The organism is Salinicola sp. MIT1003 (assembly GCF_001858555.1).
Lineage (GTDB): Bacteria > Pseudomonadota > Gammaproteobacteria > Pseudomonadales > Halomonadaceae > Salinicola > Salinicola salarius.
The window spans coordinates 46828-68682 of the sequence record NZ_MCAP01000015.1 but is presented as its reverse complement, the minus strand read 5'-3'; the positions used below and the strand labels follow the sequence as shown (position 1 = coordinate 68682).

General features: G+C 62.8%; 19 protein-coding genes, 1 tRNA gene and 1 riboswitch. Of the genes, 10 read left to right on the top strand and 10 right to left on the bottom strand.

Annotated elements, in window-relative coordinates:
* Positions 1–148 precede the first annotated feature (148 nt).
* Together BC443_RS08725 and BC443_RS08720 are read left to right on the top strand one after the other, a co-directional pair.
* Positions 149–880 carry a transporter substrate-binding domain-containing protein gene (locus tag BC443_RS08725; RefSeq protein ID WP_071231452.1) on the top strand — a complete coding sequence of 244 codons (732 nt, stop codon included), beginning with the start codon at positions 149–151 and terminating at the stop codon, positions 878–880.
* A 146-nt stretch (positions 881–1026) separates the two neighbouring features.
* Positions 1027–1116 (top strand) — tRNA-Ser (locus tag BC443_RS08720).
* A gap of 66 nt (positions 1117–1182) precedes the next feature.
* On the opposite strand, the gene BC443_RS08715 is transcribed toward BC443_RS08720, so the two are convergent.
* From BC443_RS08715 to BC443_RS08705, 3 genes are all read right to left on the bottom strand, one after another.
* Complete coding sequence (locus tag BC443_RS08715) at positions 1183–2103, bottom strand: DMT family transporter (RefSeq protein ID WP_247643244.1); 921 nt, start codon at positions 2101–2103, stop codon at positions 1183–1185.
* A gap of 31 nt (positions 2104–2134) precedes the next feature.
* The gene (locus BC443_RS08710) at positions 2135–3313 is read right to left on the bottom strand and encodes a phosphoglycerate kinase (protein ID WP_071231451.1); all 1179 of its coding nucleotides are present in this window, start codon (positions 3311–3313) and stop codon (positions 2135–2137) included.
* 144 nt (positions 3314–3457) lie between these two features.
* Positions 3458–4513 carry a glyceraldehyde 3-phosphate dehydrogenase NAD-binding domain-containing protein gene (locus BC443_RS08705; protein ID WP_071231450.1) on the bottom strand — a complete coding sequence of 352 codons (1056 nt, stop codon included), beginning with the start codon at positions 4511–4513 and terminating at the stop codon, positions 3458–3460.
* 172 nt (positions 4514–4685) lie between these two features.
* Between BC443_RS08705 and BC443_RS08700 the strand changes: the two genes are divergently transcribed.
* The gene (locus tag BC443_RS08700; RefSeq protein ID WP_071231449.1) at positions 4686–5726 is read left to right on the top strand and encodes a DUF126 domain-containing protein; all 1041 of its coding nucleotides are present in this window, start codon (positions 4686–4688) and stop codon (positions 5724–5726) included.
* A 31-nt stretch (positions 5727–5757) separates the two neighbouring features.
* Here BC443_RS08700 and BC443_RS08695 read toward each other — a convergent pair whose 3' ends face one another.
* The 3 genes from BC443_RS08695 to BC443_RS08685 all read right to left on the bottom strand — a co-directional run bounded on the left by BC443_RS08695 (position 5758) and on the right by BC443_RS08685 (position 7821).
* A complete protein-coding gene (locus tag BC443_RS08695; RefSeq protein WP_071231448.1) occupies positions 5758–6516 on the bottom strand; it encodes an alpha/beta hydrolase in 759 nt (252 codons plus the stop codon).
* 200 nt (positions 6517–6716) lie between these two features.
* The gene (locus BC443_RS08690; RefSeq protein ID WP_071231447.1) at positions 6717–7445 is read right to left on the bottom strand and encodes an LrgB family protein; all 729 of its coding nucleotides are present in this window, start codon (positions 7443–7445) and stop codon (positions 6717–6719) included.
* A complete protein-coding gene (locus BC443_RS08685) occupies positions 7438–7821 on the bottom strand; it encodes a CidA/LrgA family protein (RefSeq protein ID WP_071231446.1) in 384 nt (127 codons plus the stop codon). Before BC443_RS08685 ends, BC443_RS08690 begins: the two co-directional genes overlap by 8 nt.
* Positions 7822–8398: 577 nt before the next feature.
* On the opposite strand from BC443_RS08685, the gene BC443_RS08680 reads away from it, so the two are divergent.
* The 4 genes from BC443_RS08680 to BC443_RS08665 all read left to right on the top strand — a co-directional run bounded on the left by BC443_RS08680 (position 8399) and on the right by BC443_RS08665 (position 12837).
* Positions 8399–9451, top strand: a complete 1053-nt coding sequence (locus BC443_RS08680; RefSeq protein WP_071231445.1) for a class I fructose-bisphosphate aldolase — start codon at positions 8399–8401, stop codon at positions 9449–9451.
* Positions 9452–9713: 262 nt separating this feature from the next.
* On the top strand, positions 9714–10766 hold the full coding sequence (locus BC443_RS08675; RefSeq protein WP_071231444.1) for an ABC transporter substrate-binding protein: 1053 nt from the start codon (positions 9714–9716) through the stop codon (positions 10764–10766).
* Positions 10767–10858: 92 nt separating this feature from the next.
* On the top strand, positions 10859–11302 hold the full coding sequence (locus BC443_RS08670) for a tripartite tricarboxylate transporter TctB family protein (RefSeq protein WP_071231443.1): 444 nt from the start codon (positions 10859–10861) through the stop codon (positions 11300–11302).
* Between the two features lie 32 nt (positions 11303–11334).
* The gene (locus BC443_RS08665; protein WP_071231442.1) at positions 11335–12837 is read left to right on the top strand and encodes a tripartite tricarboxylate transporter permease; all 1503 of its coding nucleotides are present in this window, start codon (positions 11335–11337) and stop codon (positions 12835–12837) included.
* Positions 12838–12909: 72 nt separating this feature from the next.
* On the opposite strand, the gene BC443_RS08660 is transcribed toward BC443_RS08665, so the two are convergent.
* Positions 12910–13407 carry a 6,7-dimethyl-8-ribityllumazine synthase gene (locus BC443_RS08660; protein ID WP_071231441.1) on the bottom strand — a complete coding sequence of 166 codons (498 nt, stop codon included), beginning with the start codon at positions 13405–13407 and terminating at the stop codon, positions 12910–12912.
* Between the two features lie 151 nt (positions 13408–13558).
* Positions 13559–13727: riboswitch (FMN riboswitch) on the bottom strand.
* A gap of 148 nt (positions 13728–13875) precedes the next feature.
* On the opposite strand from BC443_RS08660, the gene BC443_RS08655 reads away from it, so the two are divergent.
* Positions 13876–14862, top strand: coding sequence for a sugar-binding transcriptional regulator (locus BC443_RS08655; RefSeq protein WP_071231440.1), 987 nt, complete (start codon positions 13876–13878; stop codon positions 14860–14862).
* A 135-nt stretch (positions 14863–14997) separates the two neighbouring features.
* On the opposite strand, the gene tkt is transcribed toward BC443_RS08655, so the two are convergent.
* The 3 genes from tkt to BC443_RS08640 form a co-directional block, all read right to left on the bottom strand.
* Positions 14998–16992, bottom strand: coding sequence for a transketolase (gene tkt, locus BC443_RS08650; RefSeq protein WP_071231439.1), 1995 nt, complete (start codon positions 16990–16992; stop codon positions 14998–15000).
* A 74-nt stretch (positions 16993–17066) separates the two neighbouring features.
* Positions 17067–17834, bottom strand: coding sequence for a triose-phosphate isomerase family protein (locus tag BC443_RS08645; RefSeq protein ID WP_071231438.1), 768 nt, complete (start codon positions 17832–17834; stop codon positions 17067–17069).
* A gap of 69 nt (positions 17835–17903) precedes the next feature.
* A complete protein-coding gene (locus BC443_RS08640) occupies positions 17904–19628 on the bottom strand; it encodes a dihydroxyacetone kinase family protein (protein ID WP_071231437.1) in 1725 nt (574 codons plus the stop codon).
* Between the two features lie 346 nt (positions 19629–19974).
* On the opposite strand from BC443_RS08640, the gene rpiB reads away from it, so the two are divergent.
* Together rpiB and BC443_RS08630 are read left to right on the top strand one after the other, a co-directional pair.
* Positions 19975–20436: a ribose 5-phosphate isomerase B gene (rpiB, locus tag BC443_RS08635; RefSeq protein ID WP_071231436.1), complete on the top strand. Its 462-nt coding sequence runs from the start codon at positions 19975–19977 to the stop codon at positions 20434–20436.
* Between the two features lie 421 nt (positions 20437–20857).
* Complete coding sequence (locus BC443_RS08630) at positions 20858–21823, top strand: substrate-binding domain-containing protein (protein WP_071231435.1); 966 nt, start codon at positions 20858–20860, stop codon at positions 21821–21823.
* Positions 21824–21855 lie beyond the last annotated feature (32 nt).

Here is a 21855-nt window from a genome sequence, read left to right as displayed (position 1 = left end):
GTCGGCGGTGGCCATCATCGGGCTGCTGCTGCCGGTGGTCGTGGGGCCGATTCTGCGTCGCCGCATGCAGGCGGCCAGAGCCAAAACCCAGGATTGACGAGTTCGATCAGCTATTATCCTTACTTGCTTTCTCTCTGAGGAAAGTTACATGAACGATGACAAATCCGCGGTAATCGAGGCACTGGCGCCGGCAGGGCGGCTTCGCGTCGCCATCAACTACGGCAATATCGTGCTCGCGCAGCGCGGAAAGGATGACGAGCCGGCTGGTGTCTCGGCGGTACTGGCACGGGCGCTGGCAGCCGAGCTTGGTGTGGAAGCGGAATTCGCCACTTTCGACGGCGCCGGCGACGTGTTCGCCGCTATCGACGACGACGCCTGGCGGATCGGCTTTCTCGCCCGCGATCCGGTTCGTGCGGAGAAGATTCATTTCACCGCCCCCTACGTGATCATCGAAGGCACCTATCTGGTACCGGAATCTTCGCCGTTTCAGGATATCGACGAGCTGGATCGCAGCGGCGTTCGCATCGCGGTGGGCAAGGGTGCGGCCTACGACCTTTACCTGACCCGCGCGTTGCAGCAGGCGAGCCTGGTGCGTGCTGCCACGTCGGCGGCGGCCATCGAGCTGTTCGTCGAGAGCCAACTGGATGCCGCAGCCGGCGTTCGTCAGCCGCTCGCGGCCTACGCCGCGTCGAACCCGGGCTATCGTGTCCTGCCCGGTCGCTTCACGGCGATCGAGCAGTGCATGGCGATACCCAAGACACAGGCGTCGGATGCGGTCACGCGTTACGTCGAGGACTTCCTGGCCCGCATGAAGCGGGAGGGCCTGGTGAAGCGTGCGCTGTCGGAAAGCGGCCAGGACGAGACGCAGGCGGCGGACTGAGCCGGCAGTCGTCGAAAAGCGGAAATATTCAGGTCTCGACGTTAACGTTTCGATTCTTTTCTGTTATTTTTCCGCCGCGGGATGATCGTGAGCCGATAGCCGACGCTATGAGCGTGGGGCACTAGGCTCGGCGCGAGTCTCGCCAAGGAGAGGTGGCAGAGTGGTCGAATGCACCGCACTCGAAATGCGGCATACCTTCGCGGGTATCGAGGGTTCAAATCCCTCCCTCTCCGCCACGAATGATGAAAGCCGGCTCATGTAGCCGGCTTTTTCGCTTTTTGAACTCCTCGCAGCGCAGGCGTTCAGCCGCTTGCTCTCGCCGGTATCACCTCGAGCATCGCGGCGGCAATCACCAGAACGGCGCCGACAATCTGGATCGTCGCCAGCGGTTCGTCAGCGAACAGTGCCGCCGAGAAGACGCCGACGAGCACTTCGCTCATCATCAGGATACCCAGCCGGGCCGGGGGCAGATGGCCGGCTGCCCAGACGATGAGAGCCAGCGATGCCGACCACCACAGAATCGCCGCGGCGAGGATCCAGCCTGCTACGCGCCATCCGGTTTCCAGCGGCGGCAAGCCGGGCCAGGGAGAGAGGAAGGGCGCCAGCAGCACGGCGGCGACCAGTGCACCGACCGCGAACAGGAAGCTGCCTTCTCCGGGGCCGAGGGTATTGTGCGAGCGCATGCCGCTGGAAGCGACTGCCCACATCAACCCCGAGGCCAGCCCCAGCCAGTCACCGATGCCATGCGGTAGCGGGGAGCCATTGGCGCCGAGCACCAGCCCCAGGCCGATCAGCCCCACGAGGATGACGGCTACGCGTCGGCCGGTGAGCGGCCAGCGCCACCATAGCCGTTCGATCAGGGTGCTCCAGACCGGGGTCAGGTAGAACAGCAGAATGACCACGGCGACCTGGCCATGAACCAGGCCGATGGAGTAGAGCATGAACGCCGCTCCGCCCAACGTGACCGAGGCGAGCCCCAGCGCGGAAGAACGGGCGAGCCGGCGACGCTGGGCCAGCGCCCAGGGGGAGAGCACCACGCACGCCGTGGCGGCGATGATCAGCGATCCCCAGACGCCGCCGAGCTGAAGCGCCTCGATGCGGCGAATGGGATACCAGTAGATACCCCAGAGCCCGCCGGCCAGCAGAACGCCCAGCGCTGCCAGCCGTGCCGGAGAGACACGGCTGGCGATGTCGAGAGAGAACGACGTCGCCTTCCTTGGCACGCTAATTCCTTTGTCTGTCGTGAGTGGGAAGTCAGCTAGAGGTCTTTCCCTGCGCGACTTTCTCCAGTGCTGCCACGGCGGGCAGGGTCTTGCCTTCGACGTACTCCAGGAAGGCGCCGCCGCCAGTGGAGATGTAGGAGACCTGATCGGCGATGCCGTACTTGTCGATCGCGGCGAGGGTGTCGCCGCCGCCGGCAATGGAGAACGCCTGGCTTGCGGCAATCGCCTTCGACAAGACTTCGGTGCCTTTGCCGAACTGGTCGATCTCGAATACGCCGACCGGGCCGTTCCAGAGGATGGTGCCGGCGTTTTCCAGCAGGCTGGCGAGATGCCTGGCGGTCTCCGGGCCGATATCCAGGATCATCTCGTCGTCCCCGACCTGATCGACCGGCTTGACCGTCGCTTCGGCGGATTCGGAAAACTCGGTGGCGACGACGACGTCGGTGGGCAGCGGGATCTCGACCTTGTCCATCAGCTCCTTGGCCTTGTCGACCAGATCGGCTTCATAGAGCGATTTGCCCACGCCGTAGCCGGCCGCGGCGATGAAGGTGTTGGCGATACCGCCGCCGACGATCAGCTGATCGCACTTTTCCGACAGCGAATAGAGCACGTCGAGCTTGGTCGACACCTTGGAGCCGCCGACGATGGCGGCCATCGGACGCTTGGGCGCGCTGAGCGCCTTTTCCAGCGCGTCGAGCTCGTTGGCCAGCAGCGGGCCGGCGCAGGACTGCGGCGCGAACCGGATCACGCCATGGGTGGAGGCCTGGGCGCGGTGGGCGGTGCCGAAGGCGTCCATCACGTAGACATCGCAAAGCGCGGCATACGCCTTGGCGAGCGCTTCGTCGTCCTTCTTCTCGCCCGGGTTGTAGCGCACGTTCTCGAGCAGCACGACTTCACCGGCGGCGATCTCGACGTTGCTGTCGAGGTAGTCCTTTTCCAGGCGCACCGGCTTGCCGAGTAGCTCGGCGAGATGCTCGGCCACCGGCGCCAACGTGAACTCGTCCGCCGGCTCGCCTTCGGTGGGCCGCCCCAGGTGGCTCATCAGCATGACGCTGGCGCCAGCGTCGAGCGCGGCCTTGATGGTCGGCAGGCTGGCGCGGATGCGCGCATCGCTGGTGACCTTGCCGTCCTTGACGGGTACGTTGAGATCTTCGCGGATCAGTACGCGTTTGCCGGAGAGAGCCAGGTCGGTCATCTTGAGTACGGTCATGAGATCCTTTCCTTAGAGGGTATTTAATAAAGGGCTGCACTCGCCGATACGGCGTTGAAACCCTCTTCAACATGCTCATTTACTGCTCGTAAACTCCGCTGTTTCATCCGGTTTCGCCTTGTCTCGTCTTCGTTCGCCTGTTTCTTAAATATCCTCTCCTGAGGAGGTGACGGGTTCGGCAATGGAAGATGGCAGTTCGAGCCAGTGGCGGGCGACGTCGAGCATCCGATTGGCGAAGCCCCACTCGTTGTCGAACCAGCACAACAGCTTGAGCAGGCGGCCGCCGGCCACGCGGGTCTGGGTGGCATCCACGATACCCGAGCGCGGATCGTGGTTGAAGTCGACCGAGGCCATCGGTTCGTAGGTCATGCCGAGCAGCCCCAGGTAGCGTTCGCGACTGGCGGCGGCCAGGCAGGCGTTGACGGCAGCGGCGTTGGTCTCGCGCTCGAGCGAGATCGCCATGTCCATGGCCGAGACGTTGATGGTCGGCACCCGCACGTGAAGACATTCGAAACGATCCGCCAGATGCGGCATCAACCGGCCGATGCCGCGGGCCAGGCCGGAATCCACCGGGATGATCGAGTGCATGGCCGAGCGTGTCAGGCGCAGGTCGCTGTTGTGGTAGGCGTCGATCACCGGCTGGTCATTCATCGCCGAATGGATGGTGGTGGTGACGCCGTGCGATACGCCGAAGCTGGCTTCCAGCACGTCGAGGATCGGTATCAGGCAGTTGGTGGTACACGAGGCCGCCGAAACGATGCGCATGTCGCGGTCGATCGCTGCATGGTTGACGCCATAGACGACCGTGGTGTCGACGTCGGTCTCCGCCGGCTGGGAAAACAGCAGCCGCGCCGCGCCGGCCTGGAGATGCCGCTCGGCAGTGGCGCGATCCTTGAAGCTGCCGGAACACTCCAGCAGCAGGTCGATACCGAGCTCGCCCCACGGCAGCGCTTCCGGTTCGGCAGCGTTGAGTACCCGAATGGTGCGGCCGTTGATGACCAGGCAGCCATCACGTGCTTCTACCTGACCGGGAAAGCGTCCATGAGTCGTGTCGTAGCGAGTCAGGTAGGCGATCGTCTCCAGATCGGAAAGCTCGTTGATGGCAACGATTTCCAGCGGCAGGTCGGGGCGTTCGATCAGCGCACGCAGCACGCTCTGGCCGATGCGGCCGTAGCCGTTGATGGCGACGCGGTAGGTCATGGGCGAATCGTGAATCCTGATAACCCTGGGAAGAGCGAATGGGAGCATCTTAGCGCATTCGGTCGTGGTGGGCAGAATTCGAGCCTGACACGCTGGACGGGAAAATCGATCGAATCGGGCAAACCGCTGGACGACGCCAGGGCTGCCCCATAGTTTGAGGTGATGTTCCGCGTTGCTGGGTGATATTTCCGATGTCTATCGTTGCGAAGGCGCTGCCGAGATTGTCGGGTTCGACGTCGCATTCTCGGGCCCGTTCGTCATGAGGCGCCATCTCGAGTCGTTGTCGTTCTATCTTTCCTCTACTGAATGCCTGGTCGAGGGCGAGGGCAGCGGGGTGGTGCTGGCCAGTTCGACGCCGCTCAGCCTGTGGGGCGGCGTGGACCCGGACCGAGGCGAAATCATCGATCGCCACCACCCGCTATGCGGCGAAGGCATCGCCGGGCGAGCGCTGGTCATTCCCCACGGGCGGGGGTCGTGTACCGGCAGCGTGGTGCTGCTGGAGGCCATCCATGCCGGGCAGGCGCCGGCGGTGATCGTGCTCAACCGGGTCGATGACATCATCGCCCTGGGCGCCATCGTCGCCGAGGAAGTCTTGTCGCTGGCGGTGCCGATCGTGGTGCTGGACGACGCGCGTTTCGCCATGGCGCAGGCGGCGCATCTCATCACGCTCCATCGGGGCAGGCGGCTGGTATTGAGCGGCCCGCGCCTGGCGGGTCTGGCCAGCGTGACGGCCGGCGGGGAATTGGGGCACGAGCCGGCACCGGCGATCGCTGCCAACGACGGGTTCCCGCTCTCGCCGGCGGATCGGCGCTGTCTCGACGGCGAGAACGGCCCGACGGCCCAGGCTGCGATGCGAATCGTGTTGCGCATGGCGCGTCTGCAGGGTGCGCTCGGACTGCTCGATGTGACTCGGGTACATGTCGATGGCTGCATCTACACCGGCCCGGCAGGCTTGGAATTCGCCGAGCGGCTGGCCGGCTGGGGAGGAACGGTAGGTATATCGGCGCCTTCCGACCCGGCTTCGATACCGGGGGCGTCGACGCGGCTCATCGAGCTGTCTCGGAGACTGGGTGCATCGCCCGTGTCCACGGCAGAGCCGAGCGGGGAACACCCGCCATGGCCTTGGCTGCTCGGTCTCTGCATCGCGGTAACGGGCCGGGCACCGGCGCTACCCGATGGCCGGCCAGGTTCAGATCTGCCGTTCGGCGGCTAGCGCCAACCGACTTGAGCTCGTCTAGTGAAGCTCATCGACTCGAGCCGATCTGGGCGGCAATCGCGTTGAGCTGTTCGGCCAGGGTTTCCGGCATCTCCATGGGAAGCAGGTGACCATAGCCGGGAAAGACCTCGAGCCTGCCTTGCGGCAGGTGCGGCATGACGTCTTCGCGCTGGGTGTCGGGCGGCAGCGATGGATCCCGGTCGCCGACCAGTACCCAGGCCGGGTAGGGCAGCTTGCCGACGGTTTCGCGCCAGTCCTCGGCATAGGTCGTCGTCGGCCAGGCGCGCCACGCTGCCGGGTTGGCGTTGATGGCATCTTCCACCGCCTGCTGGTAGAGCGTCGGTGCGAGTGATACCTCGCTGGCGCCGTCGATGAACTGGCGCGCCTGGGCCTCGCTGAAGTCGAATTCCAGCTGGAACCGATGCTCCTCCTCGCCGATCGACTGCGGCCCCGGCGGTGACGGTGCTATCAGGATCAGCGCGCGTAGCCATGCCGGACGATTGGCGGCGACGGTCATCGCGATACGACCGGAGAACGAGTGACCGACCAGAATCACGTCGTCGAGCGCAGCGGCATCGATGCACTGCTCGACGTGTCGTGTCATCGAGGCGACGTCGAACCCGGCCACCTCGCTGGCGCGGCCGAAGCCCGGCATGTCCAGCGTGACGACCCGGTATCGATCGTCGAGCAGCGGCACTACCTCCTCCCATTCGTGATGGGAACTGCCGAAGAAGTGCATGAGCACCAGCGTCGGGTCTCCCTGACCGCTGTCACTGGCTATCGTCATCGGGTGTCTCCTGTCGAGGTCGTCGAAACGTTCGACGAACTGCTATCAGCGTAGCGCGATCTGCGCCGCTGTCAGGGGCGAGCGCGGTACGGCACGCCGTCGATGGAGAAGCCATTCGGCAGAACGCCTGCAGAAAGCGGCTTCAATAGACAGAAACGGCTTCGATAGACATAAACGTTTTCAATAGACAGAAAACGCCTTCAGTAGAAAAGATGCCAGACGAGCGGCAGCACGATGGCGGTAAAGGCGCCGGTCAGGCTCATGCCCAGCGAGGCGAAGGCACCGGCGACGGTGCCGAGCTCGAACGCGCGTACGGTGCCCAGGGCGTGCCCATTGATGCCCAGCGCCAGGCCGATCAGCCGTGGGTCACGAATACGCAGGATCCGGCTCAGCCACTCCACCCCGAAGATGGCGGTAATGCCCGTCGTCAGCAACGCTCCCATCAGCAGCGCCCGCGAGCCGCCGAGTTCTTCGGCCAGCCCGAGCGCGATGGGCGAGGTCACCGACTTGGGCGCCAGCGAGGCCAGCACGTCCTTCGGCGCGCCCATGATGGCGGCGATGATCACCGCGTAGCAGGCGGCCAGCGTCGCCGACAGCGGGAGCGTCATCAGAATCGGCTTCCACAATGCGCGTATCTGCGGCAGCTGCTGGTAGAGCGGGACGGCCAGCGCGACGGTAGCCGGGCCCAGCAGCAGCATCAGCCAGCTGGCGCCCCGGTTGTAGTCGTCGATGCCGATGGGCAACGAGGCGACGACCACGGCAATCGTGATCGCCGCGATCAGCATCGGTGGGCACCAGTTGGGTCGGCGCATCAGCTTGAACAGGCGAATGCCGAAGAAGTAGGCGCCGAGAGTGAGCGCGATCGCCGCGATCGGCGACTCGAACCACTGTTGCGGCAACTGCGAAAGACGCGCGAGCCACTCATTCATGGTCGACGCTTCCGATAGAGGGTGCGGGCTCGTCGTTGGCAGGGAGATAACGGCGCATCAGCAGCAGGCTCGACAATACGCTGAGCAGCGTACCGGCGATCAGGGCGGTCAGAATCGCGGCCCATTGGTCCGCAAATTGATCAGCGACAAAGAATATCTCGACGACACCGGGCATGATCAGCAGTGCCAGCATGGCGATCAGCGGCTGGCTGATGCGAACGACATCCGGATTCATGTCGCCGCGGTAGCCGAACCATAGCGTCAACAGCAGCATGCCGATCACGCCGCTGGGCATCGGAATGTGAAATAACCGCACGAAGGTCTGCCCCAGCAACAGAAAGGCGAGCAGCCACAGAAAGCCGCGCAGAACGGACATCGCTGAAATCCCGGATCGCTGAAAGATTGGCATCATACCAAAGGCGCAACGTTCCTCTGCAGGTGGATGCTCGAGACGTGATCCGTGGCGACGACTCAGGATTGTGACTCGAGTCGTGGCTCAAGACTTTCCCATGACGATTTTCAGCCATCGCCGGGATACGAAATGTGACAATCTGGGAGGCCCCGTCAGGCGTCCGACAGAAGAGACAGGCGATGCAGAAACGGTGCATGGACGTGAACTGCGACGCATTGTCGCTTATTCTTGGCGACGTTCTACGGCTAATCGATGATCGCCGCGGCTGGAGAAGGGGCTGCAGTATGGGCAGCGCGGCGTGAAACGGTTGCGCGTGGGGTCGAAGAATGCGCGCCTGATCGGGTTCTGTGGGACCGGCCGTGCGACGTCATCGGCTGGCGCCAGCCTTTGCGGACGGTACGCGGCGCAGCAACGCGGTTCGCGCTGAAACGGCAACAGGCCCTAGAGCAGCCATTATCGGGTAGCCATCTTTGGTAGAGAGGGAAGCGGCCCAGGTCGAGATTCCCCGGATGACCCATCTTGAGGACAGAGGAAAAGCAACATGACCGATATTGCCAAGTTACTGGGCAAGGAAGCCGACAGCCTTCTCAGCTATACCTGTACGGGTTTCAAGAAAGAAGACCTGTACCTTCCGGGGCCCGATTTCGTCGACCGCGTGTTCTCCGATACCGACCGCAGCCCGCACGTGATGCGTAACCTGCAGACACTGTTCAACACCGGCCGTCTGGGTGGCACGGGCTATCTCAGCATTCTGCCTGTCGATCAGGGTATCGAGCATTCTGCCGGCGCCTCATTCGCGCTCAACCCGATGTACTTCGATCCCAAGAATATCGTCGAACTGGCACTGCAGGGCGGCTGCAACTGCGTCTGTTCCACCCTGGGCGTGCTTTCGTCCGTCGCGCGGCGCTACGCCCACAAGATCCCGATGATGCTCAAGCTCAACCACAACGAGAGCCTGACGCTGCCGGCGATGTATGAGCAGACCATGTTCGCGCAGATCGAGCAGGCCCACGACATGGGCTGCATCGCGGTCGGCGCCACGATCTACTTCGGCTCCGAGGATAGCCGTCGCCAGATCCAGGAAGTCAGCGAGGCCTTCGAGCGCGCGCACGAGCTGGGCATGGTCACCGTGCTGTGGTCGTACCTGCGCAATCCGGAGTTCAAGAAAGACGGCACCGATTACCACGTCTCTTCCGACCTCACCAGCCAGGCGGTGCATCTGGCGGCGACCATCAAGGCGGACATCGTCAAGCAGAAGCTGCCGGAGAACAACGGCGGCTACAAGGCGATCGGTTTCGGCCATACTCATGACAAGGTCTACAGCGAGCTGACCAGCGATCATCCGGTCGATCTGGCCCGTTACCAGGTGGCCAACTCGTTCATGGGACGCGCCGGACTGATCAACTCCGGTGGCGGTTCCAAGGGCCATTCCGATATGGGTGAAGCCGTGCGCACCGCCGTCATCAACAAGCGGGCCGGCGGTATGGGCCTGATCTCCGGCCGCAAGGCGTTCCAGAAGCCGCTGAAGGAAGGTATCGAGCTGCTCAATGCCGTGCAGGATGTCTATCTCTCCAAGGACGTGACGATCGCCTGACAGGCTCGTCGAACGTTAGACGTTCGCCAATCGTTGCAGAAGCCCGGCCATGGCCGGGCTTTTTTTCGCCCCGATATCAGCAAGTTGCCCAAATCGAACGGATGCGACTTTAGTCGGGAGACTTAAGTTGAATTGTCTGACAAAGTCGCTTTCTCTACCGTGCAAGGCGTGTTCGATGATAACGCTATCATTTGGTTCCCACCGGGGGCGGCGCATCGGGTTGCGCTTTGCATGTGGGACAACGGTAAGAGGGAGACGCATCATGAAAGCGATTTTGGGTAAGACCTGTCTGGCCGTGCTGACCAGTGCCGCCATCGGCGTATCGGCTTCCGCCCAGGCCGCCGAGGATTGTCCGCTGCCGGGCAACCTGCGCGTCGTGATCGGTTCGACGTCGACCGGCGGCGATACCTACCAGGTATCCAGCATGGTGGTCGATCAGTTGGCCGAGCAGCTCGACATCAACGCCAAGGTCGACGCCGTCGGTGTCATGCCCGGCTTCCAGGCGCTGGAGCGTAGCCGCCAAGGCAACACGATCATGATCTTCCACGACGGCTCCTACCTGGGTCACCTCTACGGCGTGAACGGCTATCCCGACATCTTCAGCAAGTTCGTCGTCGGGCCGACCATCGCCATCAACCCGGGCAACGCTTATCTGGTGCCGAAAAGCTCGCCGTACCAGTCGATGAGCGACATCATCGAAGCGGCCGGTAACGGCAAGCAGGTGAAGGTCGCCATTCAGCCGGGCGGTGTTTCCGAGATCGGCTTTACCGCATTGAAAAATGCTGTGCGGATGCAGTATCCGGGCAAGGAGAGCAACATCGTTGCCGTCAACACCGGCTCCCAGGCGGACAAGAACCAGCTGCTGTTCGACGGGGCGGTGGACGTGATCAACGGTTCGGTCCAGGCCAACGAGCAGTACACTCAGCTGCCCGCCGACGACCAGAAGGCGATGCGCTTCGTCTGGATCACGGCTCGCGAGAAGACTATTGCCCAGACCAACGAAGAGGGCATGGGTGATACCACGCGCGAGCAGTTGCTGCAGTACGTGACGCCGAACGCCAGCGTGCCGATGAGCGAGGATCAGGACTTTACCTTCGATAAGGAGTTCTTCCTGCTGTACAACAAGGACATGGATCCTGCCGCGATCGACTGCATCGACAATGCCCTGGCCGACGTGTACGAGGGGGACGAGCTCCAGGAGCAGCTGAAGCGTTCGTTCTTCGTGCCCGACTACAAGCCTACCCAGGAAGCGGCCAGCTATCTGGAAGAGAAGAACGACGAATACAAGACCATCATCAGCGACCTGAAGGGCTGATCCTGCCGCGTGCCGGCCGGCGAACGTCGGCCGGCACGATTCGTTTCCACCACTGATGCCGCCGGTGACGCCCGGCGCAGGAGCCGCTTTCCATGGAAAGCCAATGGCTGTCGCTGCTCGATGTCAGCATCGACTTCGACCAATCGCATCTCTTCTTTCCCCGCATCGTCACCTGGATCCTGGTCATCCTGCTGGCGATGATCGTGATCACCCGCTATCGACTGCTGGTGCCCGGCCTGAAGCGTGCCGGCCGTGTGCTGGCAGGGCGCGAGGGCGAGTTCGACCACAAGCGCTTCTTCGGCACGCTGGCGTTGACGACGGCCTACTTCTACTTGATGAGCGTGCTGAGCGACGTGTTTCCCAACACCGGCTACAGCTTCCTGATCATGTCGGTGGCATTTGTGTTCCTGCTGTCGCTTCTGTACGTCGATCATTTGACGCGGCGCCTGTTCGTGATTCTCGTACTGAATGCGCTGATCGCGCCGGCGCTGGCCTGGTACGTGTTGGCACAGTTGTTCCGCATCACCTTGCCCTGATCTTTTTAGCCTGACCATCGGAGACTCGTCTCATGGATATCCTGTCTCACCTCACGCCGATGTTCTTCGGGCTGATCGCCGCGGGAACCCTGATCGGTATCATCTTCGGCGCGATTCCCGGCATGACCGCCACCATGGCGGTGGCCGTCTGTCTGCCGCTGACCTACGCCTTCGGGCTCGAGAATGGCATCGCGCTGCTGCTGGGGCTCTACGTCGGCGGCATTTCGGGCGGGATGGTTCCCGCCGTGCTGATCAACATTCCCGGTACGCCCTCGTCGATCACGACCACCTTCGACGGCTACCCGATGGCCAAGCGCGGTGAAGGCGAGCGCGCGCTCAAGATCGGTATCGTCGCTTCGGTCTTCGGCGGTCTGTTCAGCGCCGCGGTGCTGTTCTTCTTCGCGCCGGTGCTGGCGGACTTCGCGATCAAGTTCTCCTACGTCGAGAAGTTCCTGATCATTCTGCTGGCGCTGACGGTGATCGCCTCGCTCTGCTCCAACATGCTGATGGGTATCTTCAGCGGCGTGCTCGGTGTCTGGCTCAGCCTGATCGGTACCTATTCGATCACCGAGGGCGGCAACGGCGAAACCCGACTGATGTTCGATTTCATGGAGTACTACCTGATCGACGGCTTCTCGCTGCTGCCGGTGCTGATCGGTATCTTCGGCCTGACCACCGTTCTGCTGGATGCCGAGAAAGGCTTCAAGGACGAGACCGGCCAGGGGCCGATTTCGCTCAAGGGCGGCGCGAAGTTCAAGTTCAACGTGTTCAAGGGGCAACTGCTCAACCTGGTGCGCTCGTCGAGCATCGGCACCTTCGTCGGGATCCTGCCGGGCGTCGGCGGCAGCGCCGCTTCGGTGCTGGCCTACAGCCAGGAGAAGAACTTCTCGCGGGACTCTTCCCAGATGGGCAAGGGCGCGCCGCAGGGGATCGTCTCTTCGGAATCTTCCAACAACGCCTTGACCGGGGGCGCGCTGGTGCCGCTGCTCTCGCTGGGCATCCCGGGGGATTCCACTACCGCGATCCTGATCGGCGCCTTCACGCTGCAGGGCATTCAGGTCGGTCCGCTGTTCATCGGCAACAATATCAATACCTGGTATCTGATGATCATCGCCCTGCTGGCGGCCAACGTGCTGATGTTCGGCATCATGTACTTCGCGATCCGCCACATCGCCAAGGTGATCGAGGTGCCGAAGTACATCCTCTATCCGCTGATCATCATGATGTGCGTGGTCGGCGCCTACGCGATCAATTACGGCATCATGTTCGATGTCTGGACACTGCTGATCTTCGGGATCTTCGGCTGGGTCGCTCACAAGATCGGCCTGGAGACGGTGCCGCTGATCATCGGCTTCATCCTGGGCAAGTCGGCGGAGGTCTACTTCGTCAAGAGCATCGAGTCCTACGGCAACCTGTCGATCTTCTTCACCAAGAGCCCGATCGCCATGTTCCTGTGGGTGCTGATCGCCATCTCGCTGGCCTTCGCGATCTATCTGCGTCTACGCAACCGCCGGCAGCCGACCGTCGAAAGCTGAGCCAGACCTGCAACGCAAAGCGCCCACGCCATCGAGGATGGCGTGGGCGCTTTTCATCGGGATGACGAACGATCAGTCGGCGCTGAGCTTGCGCACCTGATTGAGGTTTTCCATCGTCGTCAGACACGCCTCGGCCGCTTCGCGCCCCTTGGTCAGGAAGTGCTGCTGGAAGAAGGCGGCATGCGCCTCGTGCTCATGGAAGTGATGCGGCGTCAGCACGGCGGAAAGCACCGGCACTTCCTGCTCGATCTGCAGCGACATCAGTGCGTCGATCACCGCGGTGGAGACGAAGTCGTGACGATAGATGCCGCCGTCGACGACGAACCCGGAGGCGACGATGGCGGCGTAACGGCCGCTCTTGGCCAGCAGTTTGGCCTGCAGCGGGATCTCGAACACACCGGGAACGGTGAAGGTATCGACCTGTTCCACGGAGAAACCGCGCTCGGCGACGGCATCCAGGAAGGCACTGTGGCAGTTGCCGACGATATCGCCGTGCCAGTCGGCGCGAATGAAGGCGATGCGTTGCGACAGCGTCTGGGAGGAGAGCTGCGGCGGATAGGGCTGATTCATGGTCGTTTCCTATTCAGATGACCGAGGTCACGTTAACCAGAATCAGGGCTGCGGATCCGCTTGGAAATCACGGGAGGCGGTTGGCATGGGCGTGAATTGGTGAAAATCACCGATAGCCACGCAAGGCTGACCGAGTCGTCGTAGCAAGTGGAACCGTTCTCTTTCATCCGGACTGTGACCGTCGGCTTCGGAATCTCACCGAATCTGCTGACCTTGATGGCGCTAGCCATCAAGCGCTCGCGGGCTGAGAGGCTGGCGTGTCTTTTTCACGCCGCATCATTACCGCCGGTGGGGACTTTCACCCCGCCCTGAGAACCGATTGCGGCGAACCGCAATCCGCCGATAGTCTACGCCGTTCCTGGCCCGCGAGAAAGTCGGAGTCGAGGGCGCTTGTGGTATCGTGAGGCGGCCAAGCCGAGCCGGATTCGACCTCTCAGAATTCGATCTTCTCAAAACATGGAAGCGTGCATGAACGAGCGCAACGAAAACGCCGATATTGCCTTGATGACGGAAATTGCCACCCTCTATTACACCGAGGGGGAAACGCAGGAAGTCATCGCCAATCGGCTGGGGATCTCTCGCGTCAAGGCGGGGCGGTTGCTCAAGCGCGCGCAGGCCGAAGGGATCGTCGACGTTCGGGTTCGCCAGCACCCTGCGGTCAGCGCGGAAATCGAGCAGGCGCTCAAACGCCGTTTCGGGATCAAGCGCGCACTGATCGCCCTCGATCACGCCGATGCCGACGTCCAGCGGGCCAACGTGGCCAGTCTGGTGGCCGACCATCTTTCCCGGCAGCTGAGCGACGGGGCGATCGTCGCCGTCGGCATGGGCCGCAACGTCGGCGCGGTGGCGGACAACGTCTTCGAGCAGGGCCAGCGCCAGTGTTCCTTCGTCTGCGCCATCGGGGGATCGGTGCGGGCCGGGGAGTACATGAACCCGGACCATATCTGCCGACGGCTGGCGATCAAGTTCGGCGGCGACAGCGAAACGCTCTACGCGCCGGCCCTGGTGCAGAATCTCGAACTGCGCGATGCGATGTACGAAAATCCGACCATTCGCCAGACGCTGGACCGCGCCCGGCGCGCCGATCTCGCCCTGATCGGCATTGGTGATCTCAGCGAGAACAGCAACATGGTGCGGATGGGCTGGTTCACGCCTCAGGAGACCGCCGAGGCGCGGCTATCCGGTACCGTCGGTGACATGATGGGTTACGACTTCATCGATATCTACGGCCGCCCGTCGCTGACGCCGATGCAGGGGCGCGTGATCGGCCTGACGATCACCGATCTGGCGCGAATTCCGGATGTCATCGCCATCGCCGCCGAGAACACCAAGGCGGCCGGCATTCTCGGGGCCCTGCGCACCGGCGTGATCGATACGCTGGCGACCAGCGTCACCAATGCACACACCATTCTGCGCCTGGATGAAGCGACGCGGGTCGACGACGAGCCAGCCTGATCGCCACGCCGCGCGACCCGTCGTGTAACGGATTCGCCAACGAAAAACGCCCGGCCAAGGCCGGGCGTTTCATTGCTTGCTTCAACGTGCGATCTTCAACATACGATCTTCAACGTGCAATCGAGGCGCTGTCGATCAACCCAGCAGCGTCTCGGCGCGGGCGACGACATTGTCGACGGTGAAGCCGAAGTGCTTGAACAGATCGCCGGCCTTGCCTGATTCGCCGTAGGTCGTCATGCCGATGACGTCGCCGTCGAGGCCGACGTACTTGTACCAGGTCGACGGAATCGCCGCTTCCACCGCCAGTCGCGAGCGGACCGACTTGGGCAGCACGGACTCGCGATAGCTCTCGTCCTGCTCGTCGAAGGCGCTGGTGCACGGCATGGAAACCACGCGAACCTTCTTGCCCTTGCCTTCGAGCGCCTTGGCGGCGTCCATCGCCAGGCCGACTTCGGAGCCGGTGGCGATCAGGATGAGTTCCGGCTGGCCGCCTTCGGCATCTTTCAGCACGTAGCCGCCGCGGCGGATGTTCTTCAGCTGCGCCTCGTCACGCGTCTGCGCCGGCAGATCCTGACGCGAGAAGATCAGCGCCGTCGGCCCCGTTTCGCGCTTCAGGCCCTCGACCCAGGCGGCCGTGGTTTCGGTGGCATCGCACGGGCGCCAGGTCGCCAGGCCCGGCAGGTTGCGCAGGTCAGCCAGCTGTTCGACCGGCTGGTGTGTCGGGCCATCTTCGCCCAGACCGATGGAGTCGTGGGTGAAGACGTGGATGATGCGAGTGTGCGACAGCGAGGACATGCGCACGGCGTTGTGCATGTACTCCATGAAGACCAGGAAGGTGGCGTCATAGGGAATGAAGCCGCCATGCGTGGCGATGCCGTTGGCGATCGCGCCCATGCCGAATTCGCGCACGCCGTAGTGCAGGTAGCCGCCGTTGAAGTCTTCCTTGGTGATCGCCTTGGCGCCTTTCCACAGGGTCAGGTTGGACGGTGCCAGGTCGGCACTGCCGCCGAACAGTTCGGGCAGGTTCGGCCCCAGCTCGTTGAGCACACCCAGCGAGGCCTTGCGGGAAGCGGTGGTCTCGGCCTTCTCCTGAGCCGCCTTGATCAGGGCATCACCGTCGAAGCCGGCCGGCAGTTCGCCGTTGTAGCGGCGCTTGAGCTCCTTGGCGAGTTCCGGATGCGCCTTTTCATAGGCGGCCAGCTTCTCGTCGTATTCCGCTTCGAGCTTGCGGCCCTTGTCGCGGGCGTCCCACGCCTGGTAGTACTCGTCAGGGATCTGGAACGCGGGATATTCCCAGCCCAGCTCCTTGCGCGCGGCCGCGACTTCGTCTTCACCCAGGGCGGCGCCGTGGCTCTCTTCCTTGCCGGCCTTGTTGGGCGAGCCGAAGCCGATCACGGTCTTGCAGATAATCAGCGTGGGCTTGTCGGTGACGCGCTTGGCTTCCTCGATCGCCTTGTTGATCTGCTCGGCGTCGTGGCCGTCGACATCGCGGATCACGTGCCAGTGGTAGGCCTCGAAGCGCTTGCCGGTATCGTCGGTGAACCAGCCTTCGACTTCGCCGTCGATGGAGATACCGTTGTCGTCGTAGAACACGACCAGGTTGCCCAGGCCGAGCGTACCGGCCAGCGAGCACGCTTCGTGGCTGATGCCTTCCATCAGACAGCCGTCGCCGGCGAAGACCCACACGCGGTGATCGACGATCTCGTGACCGTCACGGTTGAACTGCGCGGCCAGCGTGCGTTCGGCAATGGCCATGCCGACACCGTTGGCCAGACCCTGGCCGAGCGGGCCGGTGGTGGTCTCGATGCCGCGCGTGTAGCCGTGCTCCGGGTGGCCGGGTGTCTTCGAGCCCAGCTGGCGGAAGTTTTCGAGCTCCTTCATCGGCAGGTCGTAACCGGTCAGATGAAGCAGCGAATAGTGCAGCATCGAGCCGTGACCGTTGGAGAGAATGAAACGGTCGCGATCTTCCCAGTCCGGGTTGGCCGGGTTGTGCTTGAGATGGTCGTTCCACAGGACTTCCGCGATATCGGCCATGCCCATCGGCATGCCGGGATGGCCGGAGTTGGCCTTCTGCACGGCGTCCATGGAAAGCGCGCGGATAGCGTTGGCTAGCTGACGACGAGATGGCATTGGCTTTCGGATCCCCTGGGTTGTCAATGAATGATGGTCGTAAATGGATGATGGAGCGAGACGCGATCTGGCGCTCAATTCGACTTAAGCAGCGAGGCTTCGTTCACGATCGCCTCGAATGCGGCTGGATCATGTGCGAACCGCCCCAGAAACAGCCCGTCGACCTGTCCTGCCAGCCGAGTCAACAGGTCGGGGCCGGCACTGCCGCCATAGATCACGCTGGCTGAAGGATGCGCGTCCAGATGCTCGCGCAACCCCTGGCAGACTGCCGCAATGTGCGCAAGCGATGCCGGTTGTGCTGCACCGATGGCCCAGTGAGGCTCGTAGGCGATCACCAGTGGCTGAGACCGCTGCGCGGGCGTCGCCAACGACAGCGCCGAATCGATCTGGTCACGGCAGTCGGCAACGGCATCCAACGGATCGCCACGGTCAGACTCGCCGATGCACAGCACCGGTATCAAGTCATGCGCCAGAGCCACCTGGGTCTTGGCGGCGACGATATCGGCATCTTCCCCGAACAGGCGTCGCCGTTCGGCGTGGCCGATCTCGACGTAGCGGCATCCCATTTCGGCCAGCATGGCCCCACTCACCTCGCCAGTATAAGCACCGTGCGGCGACTGATACAGGTTTTGGCCGCCGACACCGACGGGCGTACCGGCAAAACATTCGAGGACCGGGGGCAGGGCGGGGAAGCTGGGCAGCACGAACAGCGCCACCCGGCCGTCCTGAACGGCCGGGTGGCGAGAAAGGTTATCGGCGACCTGGCGGCACCAGGTCACCGTCTGGGCGTAGCCGAAATACATCTTGAAGCTGATGCCCAGCGTGATCGGAGGCTTTGCCATGTGGTTATCGAGTCGCTCCTTGATTCGTCGCTGATCGGTTCGTCGCCGCCCGGTGCGCTGGCGTCTGGTTCAGTGCCGATCGACGACGGGCTGAATGGCGCCGACGATCAGGGACAGCGAGATCGCCCCCGGATCGGGCGTACCGAGACTCTTCTCGGCCAGCGGCCGTGCGCGGCCCATCTTCGGTTTCATGTCGGCCGTGGCCTGGGCCGCGGAGGCCGAGGCATTGACCGCCTTGCGCCAGGCCTGCGGGAAATCGTCGCCGGCAGCGACGGCCCGTTCGAGCGTCTCGCTGAACGGTACCAGCGCATCGACCAGCGTCTTGTCGCCGAGCCTGGCCTTGCCGAAGGTCATGACGTCTTCTCTGGCCTTGGTGATCCCCTGCGCATAGCGTTCCGGGGTCGGCTCGTCCTCGTCGCCGAGCGTCACGCTCAGAGCGTTGAGCATGACGCCCCAGATGGCGCCGGAGGTGCCGCCCGCGCGATCCGCCCAGGCTTCTGCCGCCAAGCGTAGCAGAGTGCCGGCGCCAGCGTTGCGGCTGACGGCGTCTTCTGCGGCCAGTTCGGCCGCGACGGCGCCGCGCTGCATGCCGATGCCGTGATCACCGTCTCCGGCGATGGCGTCGAGTCGACCCAGCTCCTCGCCCTTCTGGTCGATGAGCTTGCGCGTCGCGCTCAAGGCCTGGTAGAGGCAGCGAGCGGCGGCGATCGATACCTCGCTCGCGGGCGGGATGGCGTCGGCATCGGGGATGTCCAGCTCGGAAGCATCGATCGGTGGCGCGGCTTCGAGACTGCCCTTGCGATAGGCCGGGGCATCCGCCGGCGCTTTCCACAGCCGCTCCAGTTCCTCGTCGAGCCAGAACAGGGTCAGCGAGGCGCCGGCCATGTCGAGACTGGTCACCAGTTCCCCCACTTCCGGCTCGACGATCTCCAGGCCGGCTTCCGTCAGCAGTTGATTGACCCGACGATAGACCACGAACAGCTCTTCGTACTTGATCGACCCCAGGCCGTTGAGCAGTACCGAAGCTCGAGCCCCCTTGACGCTGTCGATGCCATCGGGAATCTCTTCCATCAGGTGAGAAACGAGCAGTTCCGCCAGCGCATCGGCAGTGGGTACATCCTGTTCGCTGATGCCCGGCTCGCCGTGGATGCCCAGCCCGACCGCCATCTTGCCCGCTGGCACATGGAACAGTGCATCCTTCGCCCCCGGCAGCGTACAGCCATCGAACGCCACGCCCATCGAGCGCGTGCGGAAATTGGCCGCGCGCGAGACGCGAACCACCTCCTCGAGGGAATAACCGGCCTCGGCCGCTGCCGCCGCGACCTTGAACACGGTCAGGTCACCGGCGATCCCGCGGCGTTTGTGAATCTCTTCCTGGTCTGCGCTGGAAACATCGTCGATGACGGCGACGATCTCGCAGGGAATGCCTTCGCGAATCAGGCGTTCCCGTGCCTGGCCGAAGTGAAGGACGTCACCGGCGTAGTTGCCGAAACTGAGCAGCACCCCGGCGCCGTTGTTGGCTGCCTTGCAGACGTTGTAGACCTGCTGCGCCGACGGCGAGGCGAACAGGTTGCCCATCACCGCGCCGTGGGCCAGGCCCTGGCCGACCAGCCCGGCGAAAGCGGGGTAGTGTCCCGATCCGCCACCGATCACGACTGCCACGGTGCCCGGCTTGCTGCGCGTACTGCGAATGACGCCGCCAGGAACCTGACAGACGCGTTGCGCGTGCGCCGCGACGAAGCCTTCGGTCGCTTCGTCGACGAAATTCACTGGGTCGTTGTAAAGGCGTGTCATGACCGACGCTCCCACAGGTTGGGTAAATGCCGCGCTGGAAAGTCCCGCTGTGCTTCGACTTTTCAGCTGTTGAGTATTTGATCCTTTGATGCACATTTGGTTTGTGTGCGGTATGTCGACCATCATAGCGACGCCAGAAGGCGGCGATATGCGACTTTGGTGGCGATGAGGACGCCATTGCGGCGGGTTTTGATACGCTCAAGGAGCGATGACACCCCTCGCCACCACGGCATTCAGGGCTTTTTCGTCCGCTTTTTGCGCTGTCGTTATGATCATATGAATAAAATTTGTTCATATGAGCGGAGTGGGTCTATGATGGCGTCGTCGACTGAACAGGAGGCGAGCAATGGCTCAGAAATGGCGGGTAGCGCTGGGATGTGATGAAGCGGCCTACGAGATGAAGCAGGCGATGATTGAGCATGTCAGGTCGCTGGGGCACGAAGTCGAGGACTTCGGAACCCACGATGCACAGCCGGTTCTCTATCCGGATATCGCCTTCGAAGTGGCGCAAGCCATCGCCGACGGGCGTTTCGACCGCGGCATCCTGATGTGTGGCACGGGTATCGGCGTGGCGATCTCGGCCAACAAGGTGCCGGGCATTCGGGCGGCCCAGGCGCACGACACCTACTCGGCAGAGCGGGCGCGCAAGAGTAACGATGCGCAGATCGTCACCATGGGCGCGCGCGTGATCGGCATCGAACTGGCCAAGACGATTGCCGAGACGTTCCTGAGCAGCGAGTTCGACCCGGGTGGGCGATCACAGCCAAAGGTGGACCGGATCGAGGCTTACGAGCGCGATCATCGCTAATCGCCCGAATCTCGGAAGTCTGGTCCTGGGAAGAGATTGCACGACATGCCGCAAGCCGGGCATGTCGTGCATTTTTTTGTGTGGTTTCCCTGGTGTCGCCTCGCTCGTGGCGGTGTACCGACATTCGATGTCCTCAACACATGAGGTTGGGATAAGAGATGTTCGTTGTAGGGCTATGTTCATATGATTATGTTTTAGAACTTTTGATCGTTGCGTATTTTTGCAGCATAAATGAATTCATATTGCGGATTTTTTTAATTTTATGAGTAAAAACAATGGCTTTTTTCTTTACCCTCCCAAAGTCTAGATTGCTTGGTCGGCACCAAAGACCGTAAATGACCCCTGAAAAGCATTGTGCATATGATCTTTGTTGATTCATGTGCTGTGTGGGCAAAGGGATCATCACTCAGGAGGCGTCCCCATGAAGATCGTCAGAGCTGGCGTCGTGCTGGCATTCAGCGTGCTGGCATCAGCCATGATGGTATCCGCGGCCCAGGCCGAGGGTCCGGGCACGGAAAAAGCCGACAGCTATCGATTCGTCCTGGTGCCCAAGGTGGTGCATCCCTGGTTCGACAAGGTCAACCAGGGCGCCCAGCAGGCCGCGGCGGCCATTGAGGCACAGACCGGCTCCGAGGTCGACATTCAGTACTCGGCGCCGCAGAGCGCCAACGTCGCCCAGCAGAACGAAATCATCGAACGCGCCATCTCGACTCGCCCTGACGGCATCATCGTCGACCTGCTCGATCCTAGCGGTAACCGCACGGTGCTGCAGGAAGCGCAAGAGCAGGGAATCCCGATCACGCTGTTCGATTCGATCAACCCTGAAGGAATGAACCTGACGACGATCGGTAGCGACTTCTGCGAGCAGGCGGAAATGGCGGCCAATCGTCTGGTCGAGTTGCTGGATGGTAAAGGTCAGGTAGCGATCATGATGGGCGTGCCCACGGCCCCCAACCACGCCGAGCGCGCCCGTTGCGCACAGGCGGTCTTCGATTCGCACGACGGTATAGAGGTCGTTGCGACCGGTGTCGACAACGATGACATCAATACGGCGCAGCAGCAGGCCTCCGCCATCATGCAGGCCAATCCCGACCTGGACGGCTGGGTCGCCTCCGACGCGGCGGGGCCGGTAGGGATTGGTCAAGCGATCAAGGAGGCCGACAAGGTCGGCAAGGTCCAGTTGGTCGGCCTCGACGATCTCAGCCAGATGCTCGTGCTGATCAAGGAAGGGGTGGCGGATTCGTCGTCCGCTTCACGGCCCACCATGCAGGGCTACTGGTCGGTGATCAACATGTGGCAGTTGGCCACGGGGGCGATCACGCCTAATCACATCGATACCGGCAACGTCATGATCACGCCCGATAACGTCGATTCATTCACGGAGTGATATCGCCGGCCGCTTCTGGCTGCGGCAGAGGT